Annotated in this window: 14 protein-coding genes; 5 read left to right on the top strand and 9 right to left on the bottom strand. The window is 63.9% G+C overall.

Features of this window, described 5'->3' with window-relative positions; translation table 11 throughout:
* The 3 genes from FGU64_RS15460 to FGU64_RS15450 all read left to right on the top strand — a co-directional run bounded on the left by FGU64_RS15460 (position 1) and on the right by FGU64_RS15450 (position 2,728).
* Positions 1 to 615, top strand: a complete 615-nt coding sequence (locus FGU64_RS15460) for a helix-turn-helix transcriptional regulator (RefSeq protein WP_139953999.1) — start codon at positions 1 to 3, stop codon at positions 613 to 615.
* 236 nt (positions 616 to 851) lie between these two features.
* Positions 852 to 2,405, top strand: a complete 1,554-nt coding sequence (locus FGU64_RS15455; RefSeq protein WP_139955402.1) for a VOC family protein — start codon at positions 852 to 854, stop codon at positions 2,403 to 2,405.
* On the top strand, positions 2,405 to 2,728 hold the full coding sequence (locus tag FGU64_RS15450; protein WP_139953998.1) for a GNAT family N-acetyltransferase: 324 nt from the start codon (positions 2,405 to 2,407) through the stop codon (positions 2,726 to 2,728). The genes FGU64_RS15455 and FGU64_RS15450 overlap by 1 nt, the downstream gene beginning before the upstream one ends.
* A 15-nt stretch (positions 2,729 to 2,743) precedes the next feature.
* Here FGU64_RS15450 and FGU64_RS15445 read toward each other — a convergent pair whose 3' ends face one another.
* Both FGU64_RS15445 and FGU64_RS15440 read right to left on the bottom strand, forming a co-directional pair.
* Positions 2,744 to 3,298: an NADPH-dependent FMN reductase gene (locus tag FGU64_RS15445; RefSeq protein ID WP_139953997.1), complete on the bottom strand. Its 555-nt coding sequence runs from the start codon at positions 3,296 to 3,298 to the stop codon at positions 2,744 to 2,746.
* A 70-nt stretch (positions 3,299 to 3,368) separates the two neighbouring features.
* Positions 3,369 to 4,316: a ring-cleaving dioxygenase gene (locus FGU64_RS15440; RefSeq protein ID WP_139953996.1), complete on the bottom strand. Its 948-nt coding sequence runs from the start codon at positions 4,314 to 4,316 to the stop codon at positions 3,369 to 3,371.
* A gap of 139 nt (positions 4,317 to 4,455) precedes the next feature.
* On the opposite strand from FGU64_RS15440, the gene FGU64_RS15435 reads away from it, so the two are divergent.
* The gene (locus FGU64_RS15435) at positions 4,456 to 5,364 is read left to right on the top strand and encodes a LysR family transcriptional regulator (protein WP_139953995.1); all 909 of its coding nucleotides are present in this window, start codon (positions 4,456 to 4,458) and stop codon (positions 5,362 to 5,364) included.
* Between the two features lie 93 nt (positions 5,365 to 5,457).
* On the opposite strand, the gene FGU64_RS15430 is transcribed toward FGU64_RS15435, so the two are convergent.
* From FGU64_RS15430 to FGU64_RS15410, 5 genes are all read right to left on the bottom strand, one after another.
* Complete coding sequence (locus FGU64_RS15430) at positions 5,458 to 5,895, bottom strand: hypothetical protein (RefSeq protein WP_139953994.1); 438 nt, start codon at positions 5,893 to 5,895, stop codon at positions 5,458 to 5,460.
* Positions 5,896 to 5,904: 9 nt separating this feature from the next.
* Complete coding sequence (locus FGU64_RS15425; protein WP_246671131.1) at positions 5,905 to 7,155, bottom strand: TRAP transporter large permease subunit; 1,251 nt, start codon at positions 7,153 to 7,155, stop codon at positions 5,905 to 5,907.
* 43 nt (positions 7,156 to 7,198) lie between these two features.
* The gene (locus tag FGU64_RS15420) at positions 7,199 to 7,795 is read right to left on the bottom strand and encodes a TRAP transporter small permease (RefSeq protein ID WP_139953992.1); all 597 of its coding nucleotides are present in this window, start codon (positions 7,793 to 7,795) and stop codon (positions 7,199 to 7,201) included.
* A gap of 36 nt (positions 7,796 to 7,831) precedes the next feature.
* Complete coding sequence (locus FGU64_RS15415; RefSeq protein WP_180375547.1) at positions 7,832 to 8,821, bottom strand: TRAP transporter substrate-binding protein; 990 nt, start codon at positions 8,819 to 8,821, stop codon at positions 7,832 to 7,834.
* Between the two features lie 63 nt (positions 8,822 to 8,884).
* Positions 8,885 to 10,108, bottom strand: coding sequence for an amidohydrolase family protein (locus FGU64_RS15410; RefSeq protein WP_180375546.1), 1,224 nt, complete (start codon positions 10,106 to 10,108; stop codon positions 8,885 to 8,887).
* A 171-nt stretch (positions 10,109 to 10,279) separates the two neighbouring features.
* Here FGU64_RS15410 and FGU64_RS15405 point away from each other — a divergent pair, with 171 nt between their 5' ends.
* Positions 10,280 to 11,290, top strand: coding sequence for a LysR family transcriptional regulator (locus FGU64_RS15405; RefSeq protein WP_180375545.1), 1,011 nt, complete (start codon positions 10,280 to 10,282; stop codon positions 11,288 to 11,290).
* A 22-nt stretch (positions 11,291 to 11,312) separates the two neighbouring features.
* On the opposite strand, the gene FGU64_RS15400 is transcribed toward FGU64_RS15405, so the two are convergent.
* Together FGU64_RS15400 and FGU64_RS15395 are read right to left on the bottom strand one after the other, a co-directional pair.
* Positions 11,313 to 12,314: a 4-hydroxyproline epimerase gene (locus FGU64_RS15400; RefSeq protein WP_139953989.1), complete on the bottom strand. Its 1,002-nt coding sequence runs from the start codon at positions 12,312 to 12,314 to the stop codon at positions 11,313 to 11,315.
* Positions 12,315 to 12,328: 14 nt separating this feature from the next.
* The gene (locus tag FGU64_RS15395; protein WP_139953988.1) at positions 12,329 to 13,555 is read right to left on the bottom strand and encodes an FAD-binding oxidoreductase; all 1,227 of its coding nucleotides are present in this window, start codon (positions 13,553 to 13,555) and stop codon (positions 12,329 to 12,331) included.
* Between the last annotated feature and the right edge of the window lie 7 nt (positions 13,556 to 13,562).

Here is a 13,562-nt window from a genome sequence, read left to right as displayed (position 1 = left end):
ATGCTGGCAAGTCACGACGGCGACGAAAGTCTTGTCATCCTGGTCGCGCTCGGTGATGCCGAGCGCGACGAGCGCCTTGCCGCATCGCTGACCGGATCCGACGGCATTGTCGCACTGACCGCGGAAGCCATGGACTCCGGCGACCATGCGACCGTCGTGGTCATTGACGATATTGCGGTTCTGGAAAACCTGCTACCCGGTATGTCGGTTGTCCTGCTTTCCGGCCGCGACGATCGGTCGGTGCCCCCTGACGGTGTTGCCGCAGTGCTGGATGCGGAAGCCGATCCGGCTCTCATCGCGGCGGCGGCACGCCTGGCCGCCGCCGGCTATCGGATATCCGGCGCCACGGTCGATGCCGCGGACCATTCGCTCGGCGAAGCCGCCCCCGATGCCGACGAGAGTGAGGCCCGCCTCCCCGTCCATCTTTCGCCGCGCGAAACGGAGGTGCTGGCGCTGCTCGCCGAAGGGGCGCCGAACAAGGCGATTGCCCGCCGGCTCGGAATCTCGGTCCACACCGTCAAGTTCCATATCGCGGCAATCCTGGTGAAGCTCGGCGCCGCCAACCGCACCGACGCCATCGCCACCGCCATGCGACAGGGATTGGTGCTCGCTTAGCGAAGGACCTGTGCGGGAACGTTCCGGCTTGACCGCGACGGCATTGTTGGTGTCGTCGCCAAGCGTTCCACGCATGGCGCGGGCTTCGCCCCGGGCCTGTCTGTTCGCAATACCCGAACACAGCGTTTGCCCGGCTTCGCTTGGCACATGAATGTGCGCGTGCGAAGGTCAGGTAGAATTATCGATGCTCGCGGGACACTACCGTGCGGCATGAAGTGATGCGGCGGTTTCCCGGCATGGAAAATCCAGTCTCCAGCGGTATGCATCACGTGACGCTGATCACGCGCGACGTGCAGGCGAACGTCGATTTCTATGCCGGCTTCCTCGGCCTGCGGCTGGTCAAGCGAACCGGCGGCTATGAGGACGGCCAGCAACTGCACCTGTTCTACGGCGACGAAAACGGCTCGCCCGGTTCGCTCGTCACCTTCCTCGTCTGGCAGGACGGGGCGCCGGGCCGGGTCGGCCTCGGCCAGGTGTCCGAGATCGCCTTCGCGGTGCCTTCCGAGAGCATTGGCGACTGGCTGGTCCGCGCGCTGAACCAGAGGATAGGAGCGGAAGGCCCGAGCCGGGAGTTCGGCGAACCGGTGCTGCGGCTGAAAGACCCGGACGGCTTCATCGTCAAGCTGGTGGGCGTGGGCGACGGACAACGGACGGCGTCCTTCGGTTCGGCGGCTTCTGCCGGCCGGTTGCGTGCCGTGACCATCCTGACCGAAGAGCCGGAACAGACGGCCGCCTTCCTCGGCCGCTTCGGCTACAGAGCAGGGCCGCAGGCGGGAAACATCCGGCGTTTGCTGTCAACGACCGACGCCGTCGATGTGCGCGATGCGACGGGCTATGTTCCGGGCATTCCCGGCACAGGCACCGCCGACCATGTCGCCTTCCGCGCCGCCGACGTGGCGGCCGTGCGGGTGGCCGAAGCCGAACTGGGGGTCCTCAATTCGTCGCCGACGACGATGCACGACCGCAAGTACTTCACCTCGCTCTATGTCCGCGAGCCGGGCGGGACGCTGTTCGAACTGGCGACCGACGGGCCGGGCTTCGGCGTGGACGAGCCGCCCGGCCATCTGGGCGAAACCCTGCTGGTGCCGCCGCAGGATGCCGCGCGGGCCGAGGACCTGAAAGTGATGCTGCCGCAATTTGCGAGGCCGGGCGAGCCACGCCTGCCGAAACGCGACCTGCCCTTCGTGCATCGCTTCTACGTGCCGGACGAACCGGACGGCAGCACACTGATCTTGCTGCACGGCACCGGCGGCAGCGAAGCCGACCTGATGCCGCTCGGCCATCGCGTTGCGCCGCGCGCGACGTTGCTCGGTATGCGCGGCCGCGCCCATGAAGAGGGCATCGCTCGCTGGTTCCGGCGACTGTCGATGACGGTTTTCGACCAGGCCGATATCCGCGCCGAGGCGGAGGCCTTTGCCGCCTTCATGGAAGGGGCAGTTTCCGGCTATGGCCTCGATCCGGCGCGGATCGTCTTTCTCGGCTACTCCAACGGCGCCAATTTCGCCGCTTCGGTGATGGGCCTGCATCCAGGCCTGATAAAGCGGGCAATATTTCTGCGTTCGACGCCGGTGCTCGACCCGCTTCCGCAAGTCGAGCTGACCGGGGCCGACGTGCTTGCGATCAACGGCAGCGACGATCCATTCGGCGGCAAGGCGCCGGCGCTCGTCGCGTGGCTGGAGGACCACGGCGCACGCGTCCGGCACGAGGTTATTCCTGCCGGGCATGCGTTGACGGACGACGACGAGCGGATTGCCCGCGATTGGCTCAGCAGCGAAGAAAGGAAAGCGTAGTGCCCGACATCAAGATCACCAAGGAACAGCGCGACGGCCGTCATGGGCGTTACGTCGCCCGCATCGCGGGCGTGGAAGGCGAAGGCGAGATCACCTTCACCAACCGGGGGCCGAACCTGATCAGCGCCGACCACACCGGCGCGCCGGAGACGATGCGAGGTACAGGCGCGGCCGCGGCGCTGGTCGGCTATATGATCGAGGACGCGCGCAGGAGCGGGTTTCGCATCATTCCGCTCTGCCCCTATGTCCAGGCGCAGTATCGCAAGCATCCCGACTGGGCCGACGTGATGACCGTCGCGCCGGGCGAAGCGCCGCGCCTGTGAGGGTTCGTTGGCCGGCTAGCGGCCTTCGATGAAGTCTACGAAGCCTGCGATGAAGGCGCGCAGGCGCTCGCGTATTCCCTCGTCGATCAAGTCGCCCTCCTGATCGAACAACGACCCGGCGTGCGCAACGAGTAACCGTCCGGCGAACCAATGCCGGGTTCCAAGCGTCCGCAGCACCGGCAGCCAGTCGTTCTGCGACAGGACCGTTCCGAACCCGCCTGGCGAGGCTCCAAGTATCGCCACCGGCTTGCCGCCGAAAAGACCGGCGATGTCGCTCGCCGGCCGGCTCATCCAGTCGATCGCGTTCTTGAACACGCCGGGAATGCCGTTGTTGTATTCCGGCGTGACCAGAAGCAGGCCATCGGCGGCACGCAGGCTGGCTTTCAGAGCCTGTACCGCCTGTGGAATGCCGTGGGCGGCCTCTTCGTCGGCGTTGTAGAGAGGCACATCGCGGATCGAGCCGACCTTGATGGCGGCGGACGCTGGTGCCAGTTCGGCGGCCGCCCTGAGCAGGCCCGCATTGAAGGAGCCGCGCCGCAAACTGCCGGACAGGCCGAAGATGGTGGTCATGATGGTATTCCTCCATATTGCAGGCCCGTGGCGCCGATGTCGCCGCGGACCTGCCTGGCTATCCCGCTGCTTAGTCCAGCGGTTTCAGCCTTGCCTCGATGGAGGCGCGCCGCCCTTCGAGAAATGGCGGCAGAGCGAGGCGCTCGCCGAGGCTTTCCAGCGGCTCATCGGCGGTGAAACCGGGACCGTCGGTAGCGATCTCGAACAGATTGCCGCCGGGCTCGCGGAAATAGAGCGAGCGGAAATAATAGCGCTCGACCTCACCGGAGTTGGGTATCCGGAATTCCGAAAGACGCGCGGCCCAGTCGCGGCTCGCCTTGATGTCGGGTGTGCGGAAGGCGACATGGTGGACGGCGCCTGCACCCTGCCGTGCGGTGGGCAGCCCTGGCTGGACGGCGACATGAAGTTCCGCCGCCGGCCCGCCTTCGCCCATGCGATAGACATGCACGTCGCCTTCGCCGTCTGGCGAAGCATAGCGCCGCTCCTCGCTCATGTTCAGGACCTGGGTGAGGATCGCGTCGGTGGGATCCAGCTTCGGCACCGAGATGGTGATAGGGCCGAGGCCGCGGATCTGATGTTCGGCCGCAATCGGACCGCGCACCCAGGGATGAGCCTCACCCTGGCCGCCGTCGTCCACCAGCCGGAAACGCTGGCCCTCGGGGTCTTCGAAATCGAGCGCGGCGCGGCCGTCGACCGTCCGGATTTCTCCGCTATTGACGCCGAAATCCCTGAGGCGGGCAGCCCAGTGGTTCAGGGTTTCCTCACCGGAGACGCGCAGACCCGTCCGGCTGATCGAATGCGTGCCGCGCCGCTCCGGCGCGACCGGCCAGTCGAAGAAGGTCAGGTCCGTGCCCGGTGTCGCCTCGCCGTCCGCGTAAAAGAGATGATAGGCACTGGTGTCGTCCTGGTTGACGGTCTTCTTGACCAGACGCAATCCCAGCGTTTCGGTATAGAAGCGCTTGTTGGCGGGCGCATTCGCGGTGATGGCCGTCAGATGGTGGATGCCTGTCAGTTGCATGTCGGCTACTCCTGCTTGTTCCGCACCAATATGGTTCTCCGGACAGGTGGCGGCCAACCGTCCTGCCACGAAGCCGGCGTTCGCGATTCGCGAACGGTTTTAACCGCCTCTCCATGACGAAACGCGATAGGGTGGCCACATGCGATGGACGATCGAAGAAATCAGGACGTTCCTTGACGTCATGGACACGGGCACGGTGTCGGGCGCGGCCGCACGTTCGAACCTTTCCAAGTCGGTGGTCAGCAAACGCATCGCCGATCTCGAGGCGGCCCTGGGAGCCGCGCTTTTTCAGCGGCACGCCGGCCGAATCAGCCCGACCGAGAGCGCCGAAGAGCTGGCGCTGCGGCTCCGCCCGGCCCTCGCCGAAATGAACGATGCGGTGGAAAGCGCCGCGTGGGGCATGGCAGGCCTGCGGGGTTCTCTGGCGATCGCGGCGCCGATGAGTTTTGGGATCGGTCATTTGGGCCCTGTGATTGCCGACTTCGCGCGGCAACACCCGGATCTCGCCGTCACCCTCGACTATGACGACCGGGTGATCGACCTGGTACGTGGCCGTTTCGACGTTGCGGTCCGCATCGGCCAATTGCGCGATTCAGGGTTGATCACCCGCAAGCTGTGCGAAGACCCGCGCGTGATCGTCGCAAGTCCGGACTACATAGTCCGACGTGGTGTGCCGGAAAGCCTCGACGATCTCCCGACCCATCCCAGTATCGGCTATCTCAATGTCCAGGCTGCGGGCGTATGGCAGTTCCTGGGCGACGACGGGACGGTGACCGGCGTCCCGATGCAAAGCCGTGTGTCGGCCAACAACGGCGAGGCGATGCGCGACATGGCGGTTGCCGGGCTGGGGATCGCGCTTCTACCGATGTTCGTCGCACACGAGGCATTGCGGAAAGGGCAGTTGGTCCGGGTCGCCGGCAAGCTAAAGCCGACGCCGCTGCCGATCTCGGTCGTCTGGCCGCCCGTCAAGCCTATGCCGATGAAACTGCGGGCCATCGTCGATCATCTGGCAGGAGCTTTTTCGGAAAGGTCGCCATGGTTGACATAGCCGCCGTTCGCGAAACGCTCGGAGCTTCTACGAGCGGCCGCAACATAGCGAGCGACATCAGAGAAAAATCGCGACTGCGTGCCGAAATTCGATTCAATACTGCAGAAGACGGGCGATAACGGCGCCGGCATCTACAGCCTCCACCGCCAGCGCCTCCCAATCGTCACGATCCGCTTGCGCGACGTTGAAGATCGCCCGGCACCGACCGTCAATAACGATTGGAAAATTGGCCAGGCGGGCGGCGCCCAGCGCAAAGACGGTGTCGTGGTCGGGGTAAGCGGCACGAATGGCGTCGGCCCCGTTCGCAACATGCATCTGATGCCGCCGGCAAATCTTGTCCAGCCATTCATCTTGAGGCAATGGCTTGAGGGTCCCGGTGGGATATACGTCCGGCACGGTCGTGAAATCGCGGCGACCATGAACGACGCCATCGCGCTCGACGAAACTCAGCACCGTTGCGTAACGGAGACCGGCGCGGCGTTCGAGCATGTTGCACAGCGCAAGGAAGGCAGGCGTGGCAAGATCGTCCATCAAGTGACCCTACATGTTACTCGGCAGCCAGAGCGCGATGGAAGGGAACACGGTAAGCAGCGCTATGGCGAGGCACAGGAGTGCGAAGAACGGCATGGACGCGAGCGCGATGCGCCCGATGCTTTCGCCGGTAATGCCGCGCACGATGAACAGATTGAAGCCGATCGGCGGCGTCACCAGCCCCATCTCCATGGTCAATACGAAGAATATGCCAAGCCAGATCGGATCGAAGCCCGCCGCAATCATGATGGGAGCGGTGATCGGCAGGGTCATCACCATCATCGAGACACCATCGAGGACACATCCAAGCAGGATGTAGAACAGCGTCATGATCAAGATCAGCGTATAGGGCGACAGGTCGAGCGAGGAGATCGCCGCGCCGGCCTGCTGCGGGACATGCAGGAGGCTCATCGCAGAAGACAGGAACCCTGACGCGACCAACAGGATACCGATCATGCAGGAAGTATGGACTGTGCTGTGAAGCGTATCACGCAGCATCGCCAGGCTGAATTGTCCGCGACACAGGATCAGGATCAGCGTGGCGCCGAGACCGAGGACAGCCGCTTCTGACGGGGTGGCGACGCCGGTATAGATACCCGCAATCACCGACCCGATGATCGCCGTGAAAGGCAGGATGTCGAGCAGCGCCTTCAGCACCGACACGGTCGATGCCGGGGCAAGCCCCTTGCCGGATTTCGAGTAAAGGGAGGCAATGACGATGAAGCCGCTGAACAAGGCGGCGACCAGCAAGCCCGGCATCACTCCGGCTATGAACAGGTCGGCTATCGAGACCTGCGCGAGCACGCCATAGACGATCAATGGGATCGACGGCGGGATCAGGATGCCGATGCTTCCCGAACCTGCCATCGATCCCAGCGAAAGGCCGCGCGGGTAATTCTGCCTGGCGAGGATCGGAAGCGTGATCTTGCCGATGGTCGCCGTGGTTGCCGCGGTCGAGCCGCTGACACAGGCAAAGAGCGTGGAACCGAATACGTTGGTATGGATCAGGCCTCCGGGAATACGCCGGGTCAGAGGCGTGATGGCATCGAACAATGCAGCGGCGATATTGCTGCGAATCAACAGTTCGCCCATCCAGATGAAGAGCGGGATGGCCGACAGTTCCCAGGCGCGCGCGGAACTCCAGGTGGTTGTCTGGAGCAGAGTGCCGATGCGCTGCATCGTGTAGCCCGCATCGAAATAGAGCGCCGCGACGCCGACGAGAATGATCGATACGAACAGCCATAGGCCGGCGCCTATCATGACCAGAAGCAGGCCGAAGAACAGGACGAAGGATGTGGCGAAATCAGGCATCGTGCGCGACCTCCAGGAAGTCATCAGGCCGCAACTGACCGGTAACGACCAGCGCAAGCCTCGCTATTCCCTGCAGGGCCAGGTTGGCGCTGCCCAGGACGATCATTCCGAAGGGGATCCACAAGGGAACCTGGGCGACCGTCTGGCTGACCGTCGCCCGCGACCAGGCACGCGTGGCCGCGGCGAAGTAGTATTCCGTCAAGAGAAGCGCTGCGAAAATCAGGCCGACCAGCGCCAGTCCCTCAGCGACGTTGCGTGCCCAAAAGCCGAGCCTGTCCATGAGCAGTCCGACACGCAAATGCGACTTCGCACGAAGGCAACTGCCCGCGGCGCAGAAGATCATCGCCGCGACCATATATCCAACGAACTCATCGAGAACGAAAGTGGAGGTGGAAAAAACGGCGCGCAGAATGATTTCCAGCGAAATATGGGCAAACATGCCCACCACCGCCGCCACCGCCAGAAATTCGCCGACGGTCGCGACGGCCGCGGCGAAGCGGTCCAGCCAGATTGCCAGCCTTGCCATAAGAACTATCCTTTGACAGTCATGGAGTTTGCCTGCGGCGATCCAGCCGGCGATTTTCGCCATTCGGCAAAAGCCTGCCGTAGCCCCGTGCTCTCTGTCTCACTGAGTGGCGTTTCTATAAGCCTCAAGAAAAGCCTTGCCGTCATCTCCCGCGCTCTGCAGCCACTTGTCGATGATCGGTTTGGCGATCTCACGCAAATGGTTGATGAGTTCGGGGGAGAATTCCGAAACGACCGTTCCACCTTTCGAGGCCACGTGCTTCTCCTCATCTGCGACCAGGCTCGCGATCTGTTCGCGATTCCAGGCTTCCGTCTCCGTCGCAGCCTCAAGCACCGCCGCCCGCAGATCCTCCGGCAATTCGTTGAGTGTGTCGAGATTGATCGCCGCGGCAGCCTGCCCGACATGCGTGCCGATATCGTTGTAGTAGGGCACGATGTCCATCGGCAGGCCGAGCGAGATGCCGGAGATCGAAGCGTGGACGGCGCCGATGGCCCCCACCTGCAGTTGCGGGATGACGTCGCCCCAGCTGATCTGGATGGGGTTTGCTCCAGCGTTGCGGAAAAGTTCGGTCGCGATCGGATGATTGACGCGAATAGCCAGCTGCCGGAAATCCTCCGCGGTCTTGATCGGCTCCTTCGACCATACGCCGACCGCGGGCCAGATGACCATATAGAGAAGGCCCAGATTGTCGTCCGCCAACGCCTTTTCGACATAGGGGCGAGCGACGCCCTGCATGATCTCGGCCTGATCGATCGTCTGCCCGATCAGCGGCAGGTTGGTGACGAGATACATCGGGCTATGGCCAGCTCCGGCCTCCAACGGGAAATTGCCCATGGGAACCGCCCCGCTGCCGATGGCGTCGATCATGTCGGCCGACTTGAACCCGGCCGACCCACCGAGTTGGTTGACGACCTTCACCCTCCCGCCGGTCTTTTCCTTCACAAGTTCGGCAAAGTGGATGTCAGCCATTCCCGGCGGCGTGCCGTCGCTGTATTCATTGGCCATGTCGAGCGTGTATTCCTGGCCCCAGGCGGAGGTGGCGAGCAGTGCCGCGAAGGGCAGCGCGAAAGCGAGCGATCTGAGTTTCATTGGACATCCTCCCATTTGCAGTGTGGCCCGACGGCTTCCGGACTTGGCCGGATGATATGGCGTTTAGACGACCTCGCGGAATATCCGCCCCTCCTTCATGATGAGAGCCAGATTCGAGGGTTTCATGAGAACCTCGATATCTTCGAGCGGATTTCCGTCGAGCGCTATGAGATCGGCAACATAGCCTTCGCGGACATGGCCGATACGATCGTTCATGTTGAACAGTTCCGCCGCATTGCTGGTCGCGTGGCGGATCACCTCGGCGGCCGGCAGGACCTCGCGACGAATCCTGAATTCAAGAGACTGATGGCGATGGAGAGGCCCGATCAGGTCGGTGCCGTATACTATCGGCACCTGGTGTCGGGCGGCGATCTCCAACTGCCTGGAGCCCGCATCGAGAACGGGTTTGATCTTGGCATGAAGTTCGGCGGGCATGCCGACTTCGAGGCCTTCGTCCCACATCGTCGTGTAGGCGCTCAGCGTCGGGACCAGATAGGCGCCGCGCTCGACCATGAGCAACGCCGTTTCGTCGTCGAGGAAGTTGCCGTGCTCGATCGAACGCACGCCGCACTCCACCGCATGCCGGATGCAGGCTGCGGTGTAGGCATGTGCCATGACGTAGGTGTGAGCGTTGGCAGCTTCCTCGACTGCCGCCCGGATTTCATCCTTGGAAAACTGCAGGAAATGGATCGGGTCTGTATAAGAGGCGATGCCGCCTCCGACCATCAGCTTGACCTGATGCGCGCCGCGGCGGATCTCGTCACGCGCCGCCGCGCGCACGGCGTCCACGCCGTTGCAGATGCGCCCCAGGCTCGGCACGTAATAGTGATCGTCCCAGGCGTTTTCACCCGGCCCACGCATGTCGCCATGACCGCCGGACTGCGAAAGCGCCTTGCCCGAATAGAGCAGGCGCGGGCTCGGCATCAACCCCTCCTCGACGGCGCGCGCCAGGCCGAAATCCGCGCCGCCGGCGTCCCGCACGGTGGTGAAGCCCCGCATCAGCATGCCTTCCAGCGTCGGCAGCGCGCGGATGGCGACATAGGTCGGAGACCAGCGCGTAAGCTGAGCGAAGCTGTTCATTGGCACGATGACGTGAACATGCGCGTCGCACAGTCCCGGCATCAGCACCCGGCCGCGAAGATCGACTTGCCGCGCCTCGCCGGACGAAGCACCGACCTTTCCGATCTCCGCGATCCGCCCGTCGGCGATGACCAGGTCGCATGTGTCTTGAAACGCACCGGCCTCGACATCCAGGATCGTCGCGTTTCGTATGATTATTTTTGTCACGCCGGACCTGTTCCCCGATACGCTTTCACACATGGCCGCCATGAGCCGGATAACGGCATTTTCTTCCGTCCGACCGCAGGGTTGCTTGACAGCATGCTGGATGGGGGGATGGCTTGACAAGCGCCCCAAGATCCTAGACGCATGACTTTAAGTCATAAAGGGTCTTGCGATATGAAGCCTGCCCTGCGATCCCCGACCGTCCCGCGACATGTCGTGGAGCGTGAGGGGTTTCTGCCTTCCATCAGTTCGCTGCGCGCCTTTGTGTTTTCCGCACAGTACCGGAGCTTCTCCCAGGCGGCGGGCGAACTCGGGGTGACACAGGGCGGCATCAGCCGCGCGATCAAGAGCATCGAGGAGATGACGGGAACGAAGCTCTTCGAGCGCACCGGGCACGGACTGGTGCTGACGGAGGCGGGTCGGGCGTATCTGCAGGAGGTTCAGCCCATCATCGAGGACCTCGGCGCGGCGACGCTTCGCCTTTCCACCTATGCGGATGCGGACGACACACTGACCATCGCGAGCCTGCCGAGCCTCGGCGGTCGATGGCTCGTGCCGCGCCTGAAGCGGTTCATGACGCAGCATCCCAATATCGAGCTGTGCGTGACCGCCCAGATCGGCCATTTCGATCTTGAGGGCAGCGGCGTCGATTGTGTGATCCATTATGGCAACGAGGCCTGGAGCGACAGCCTGTCCGACATGCTGATGGACGAGGTGACGATTCCCGCATGCATCCCGGATATCGTTCCTCGCGGCCGGGAGATCAGTGCGGACGTGCTGCGCGATATGGTTCTTATCCAGCACCTGCATCGGCCAACGGCATGGCGTGACTGGTTCCGGGCTGCGGATATTCCTCATCCTCAGCCGATGGCGGGACCGCGCTATGAGCAGTACCAGATGGGCATCGAGGCGGCGCTCGCAGGCATGGGCGCGGTGTTGATGCCGCCCTTCATGATCGCTTCGGAACTGGCTCAGGGGCGGCTGGTGATCCTCGACCGCACCACGGTCCATTCACCATGGCGGTATTATTTCATCTACCCGAAAAGCCGACGCTCGAAACCGGCGCTGCAACGGTTCAGGCACTGGGTGCGCATGGAAGCGAAACGGACATGGGCCGAGACCCAGCGAATTCTCGAGGGCGGCGACGTAACCGCCTACGTGGATGGCCGCTACCGCATGAAATAGCCGCGCAAGCGACGCGCCCGCGTCAGCCGAGCTGGAAGCCGAAGGCGAGCGGGTCGCGCGGGTCGACATAAATGGTGTTTTGCCCGATGATCCTTGCCCAGCCGCCGACACTCGGCAATACCGCGTCCCGCCCCGCGACCTCCGCCACGCCTTCGACACGACAGTTGAACAGCGTACCGATGATGCTTTCGTGAACGAAGTCGTCGCCCGATTTCAGTAGTCCCTTGGCGACGCGCTGCGCCATGCGGGCAGAGGATCCTGTGCCGCATGGCGAGCGGTCTATGCCTCTCGCGCCGTAGAAGACGGCATTGCGCGCATGGGCGTCCTTGTGCCTTGGGCCGTCGGCCCACATCACATGGCTGACGCCGGCTATACGATCATCCTCGGGGTGGACCGGGGCGACAGTCTCCTGCACTGCCGCACGCACCGCAGGGCTCAGGGTCAGGATATCGCTCGCGCTCATATCGTCGAGGCCCGCCCAGTTGGGCTGAGGTTCGACGATGGCGTAGAAGTTCCCGCCATAGGCAACGTCGACGACGAGTTCGCCAAGGCCGGGAACGTTCACCTTGACGTCCCCGGCATGCAGATAGCTCGCGACATTGAACAGGCGTACTTCGTCGACGAAGCGGCCCTCGCGCGCATACGCGACTTCGACCCGTCCCGCTGGAACCTCGAGCGCCAGACGCCCCTCGGTTCTCGGACTGACGAAGCCTTGTTCGAGTGCCACCGTGACCGTGCCGATGGTGCCGTGGCCGCACATGGGCAGGCAGCCGCTGACTTCGATGAACAGAATGCCGAGATCGCAATCGGAACGCGACGGCGGGTAAAGGATCGAGCCCGACATCGCGTCGTGGCCGCGTGGTTCGAACATCAAGGCTCTGCGTACCCAGTCATGTTCGGCCATGAAGTGCTGCCGCTTCTCTGCCATGCTCCCTTCGGGGAGCAAGGGCGCGCCGCCGGCCACCACGCGTACCGGGTTGCCGCAGGTATGGGCATCGACGCAGAGGAAGGTATGGGATTTCATCGGCCTTGATCCGTTTACCCGAAGCGGGCGATGGTGAATGGCGAGAGGTCGACCGGCGGTACACGGCCAGCCACGAGGTCCGCGACCAGCCGGCCGGTGGTCGGCCCCAGCGTCAGGCCTGTGTGGCTGTGGCCGAAGGCGTAGAAGACATTCGGCTGCCTGCGGGACGGGCCGATCACAGGCAGCGAATCGGCCGTTGTCGGCCGCTGCCCCATCCACACGGTCCCACAACGCGTATCCAGGCCGGGAAGATAACGCTTTGCAAGCGTCGTCAAAGCGCGACTGCGGGCGAAATTGGGAGCGGCATCGAGGCCCGCGAACTCTGCTGCACCGCCGATGCGCAAGCCCATATCCATGGGCGTCGCCACGAATTTGTGCTCGGCGAAAATGATCTCCCGGCCGAGTTCCACGCCGGGATTCGGCAAAGTGGTGTTGTAGCCGCGTTCGCTCTCGATCAGGGCGCGATCCCCAACCAGTTTGGCAAGACGCCCGGACCATGCGCCGGCCGCGATGACCAGCGCGTCGAAGCTTATCGGATCGCCGGATCGCCTATGGACTCGATCCCGGTCGATGCCGACAGCCTCGCCGCTCATGATGGAAACGCCCCGACGAGCAAGATAGGCGGACAGACGGTCGACGAGGCGTCTGGGATCGGACAGGTGAGACCATTGCGGAGTAAGCATGGCACACGCCACATTGTCGCCGAGCGCCGGCTCCAGTTCCCGCGCAGCCGCGCCGCCGATCTCCTCGCAGACGATCCCGTGCCGCTCCCGCAAAGCCCGTTCGCCGGCGTCGCGCTCGAATGCCGCGCGGGTCTCGTAGACCCAGAGCGCGCCCACCCGATGCAGATCGTCGCCCATCTCCAACGTGTCGAGCAGCGGCACGAGGTCGTCATAGACAGGTGTCGTCAGGCTTGCGAGCGCGGTTGCGATGCGTTCCATTTCGGCCAGTGTCCCCGATCGCAGGAAGCACCAGAGCCAGGGGAGCAGCCGCGGCAGATGCGCCAGACGCAGCGATAGCGGCCCCAACGGGTCGGCCAGCCAGCCAGGAACCTGCCGAATGAGGCCGGGCATGGAGGCTGGAACGATCTCGGTGACTCCGATGCCGCCGGCATTCCCCGTCGAAACATTGTCACCGCCGGGCTCCCGGTCGAGCACCGTTACCTCGTGACCGTCCAGCAGCAGGTTGTAGGCGCAGCACAGGCCGACCACGCCGGCGCCGATGACGAGAACGCGGGCCATGCTGGTA

The sequence above is a fragment of the Mesorhizobium sp. 8 genome, from assembly GCF_006351905.1.
GTDB classification, from domain to species: domain Bacteria; phylum Pseudomonadota; class Alphaproteobacteria; order Rhizobiales; family Rhizobiaceae; genus Mesorhizobium; species Mesorhizobium composti.
The sequence above is the reverse complement of the archived record's forward strand: the minus strand, read 5'-3'. Positions and strand labels throughout refer to the sequence as shown.

Bases quoted from the DNA above. Each gene is read 5' to 3' on its own strand.
- FGU64_RS15460 (WP_139953999.1), top strand. From the start codon at position 1: ATGCTGGCAAGTCACGACGGCGACGAAAGTCTTGTCATCCTGGTCGCG.
- FGU64_RS15455 (WP_139955402.1), top strand. From the start codon at position 852: ATGGAAAATCCAGTCTCCAGCGGTATGCATCACGTGACGCTGATCACG.
- FGU64_RS15445 (WP_139953997.1), bottom strand. From the start codon at position 3,298: ATGACCACCATCTTCGGCCTGTCCGGCAGTTTGCGGCGCGGCTCCTTC.
- FGU64_RS15440 (WP_139953996.1), bottom strand. From the start codon at position 4,316: ATGCAACTGACAGGCATCCACCATCTGACGGCCATCACCGCGAATGCG.
- FGU64_RS15435 (WP_139953995.1), top strand. From the start codon at position 4,456: ATGCGATGGACGATCGAAGAAATCAGGACGTTCCTTGACGTCATGGAC.
- FGU64_RS15430 (WP_139953994.1), bottom strand. From the start codon at position 5,895: ATGGACGATCTTGCCACGCCTGCCTTCCTTGCGCTGTGCAACATGCTC.
- FGU64_RS15425 (WP_246671131.1), bottom strand. From the start codon at position 7,155: ATGATAGGCGCCGGCCTATGGCTGTTCGTATCGATCATTCTCGTCGGC.
- FGU64_RS15420 (WP_139953992.1), bottom strand. From the start codon at position 7,795: ATGGCGAAAATCGCCGGCTGGATCGCCGCAGGCAAACTCCATGACTGT.
- FGU64_RS15415 (WP_180375547.1), bottom strand. From the start codon at position 8,821: ATGAAACTCAGATCGCTCGCTTTCGCGCTGCCCTTCGCGGCACTGCTC.
- FGU64_RS15405 (WP_180375545.1), top strand. From the start codon at position 10,280: ATGAAGCCTGCCCTGCGATCCCCGACCGTCCCGCGACATGTCGTGGAG.
- FGU64_RS15400 (WP_139953989.1), bottom strand. From the start codon at position 12,314: ATGAAATCCCATACCTTCCTCTGCGTCGATGCCCATACCTGCGGCAAC.
- FGU64_RS15395 (WP_139953988.1), bottom strand. From the start codon at position 13,555: ATGGCCCGCGTTCTCGTCATCGGCGCCGGCGTGGTCGGCCTGTGCTGC.